The sequence below is a fragment of the Salinicola sp. MH3R3-1 genome, from assembly GCF_001937155.1.
In the GTDB taxonomy this organism is placed as follows: domain Bacteria; phylum Pseudomonadota; class Gammaproteobacteria; order Pseudomonadales; family Halomonadaceae; genus Salinicola; species Salinicola halophyticus.
On the sequence record NZ_MSDP01000046.1, the window covers coordinates 1 to 954 of the forward strand.

Here is a 954-nt window from a genome sequence, read left to right on the forward strand (position 1 = left end):
TTGGCACAGTCCTTGGCACAGTCCTTGGCACAGCTCTTGGTACAGTTCTTCGTACAGCCTGGGCGCACACCGCGGCAGCGGCTTTCAAACGCGCGTATGAACGTCAGTGTAACGGAAAGCGAGACGAGGGCCATTCCACCAAAGCGGTATCGTGAACGACCGCGCAGCCGACATCAGCGCCATTCGACTGACACAGACGATCGACCAGAACACGCGTCAGTGAGGTTCAACGAAGAAACCGGACGGATTGACAGGCAAGGAGGAAGCGTCGTCAACCTGGAAGGAGACGAGGAACTCAAAGGATAACGAAAGAGAAGAGAATACAGAGGAGGTCAAAAGACGTTATTGGCGGACCGGACGAGACTCGAACTCGCGACCTCCGGCGTGACAGGCCGGCATTCTAACCAACTGAACTACCGGTCCGCTATGGTGGGTGGTACGGGACTCGAACCTGTGACCCCCAGCATGTGAAGCTGGTGCTCTAACCAACTGAGCTAACCACCCAAACGTCAAACAGCTTTCATTACAACAACCGCATGGTGCGAAGCGTGGCGGACCGGACGAGACTCGAACTCGCGACCTCCGGCGTGACAGGCCGGCATTCTAACCAACTGAACTACCGGTCCGCATTTTCCAACTGCTTTTCTTGCAACGACATCTTCTACAACGATGTCTCTTACAACAACCACTTGCAACACGTGAACCCGAGCACTGCGAAAACGCAATGGTGGGTGGTACAGGGTTCGAACCTGTGACCCCCAGCTTGTAAGGCTGGTGCTCTCCCAGCTGAGCTAACCACCCGTGGTCACGTGGCGCTGCATTCTACCTGTGACCGATTCAAAGTCAACAGCTTTTCGCGCCGCTTTTCTCTATCCGGATCATTCACTTGCGCCCAGCCGCCGTACCACGTGGCCGGCCGCTTCATCGATCAATGTCGCCTGCGTCTGCGCATGG

At 56.2% G+C, this 954-nt stretch carries 4 tRNA genes; all 4 read right to left on the reverse strand.

Annotated features, from left to right (window positions below):
• Nucleotides 1-346: 346 nt before the first annotated feature.
• The 4 genes from BTW08_RS18090 to BTW08_RS18105 all read right to left on the reverse strand — a co-directional run bounded on the left by BTW08_RS18090 (nt 347) and on the right by BTW08_RS18105 (nt 801).
• Nucleotides 347-423 (reverse strand) — tRNA-Asp (locus BTW08_RS18090).
• Between the two features lie 4 nt (nt 424-427).
• Nucleotides 428-504: transfer RNA gene (locus BTW08_RS18095), tRNA-Val, on the reverse strand.
• A gap of 45 nt (nt 505-549) precedes the next feature.
• Nucleotides 550-626 (reverse strand) — tRNA-Asp (locus tag BTW08_RS18100).
• 99 nt (nt 627-725) lie between these two features.
• A tRNA-Val gene (locus tag BTW08_RS18105) sits at nt 726-801 on the reverse strand.
• Nucleotides 802-954 lie beyond the last annotated feature (153 nt).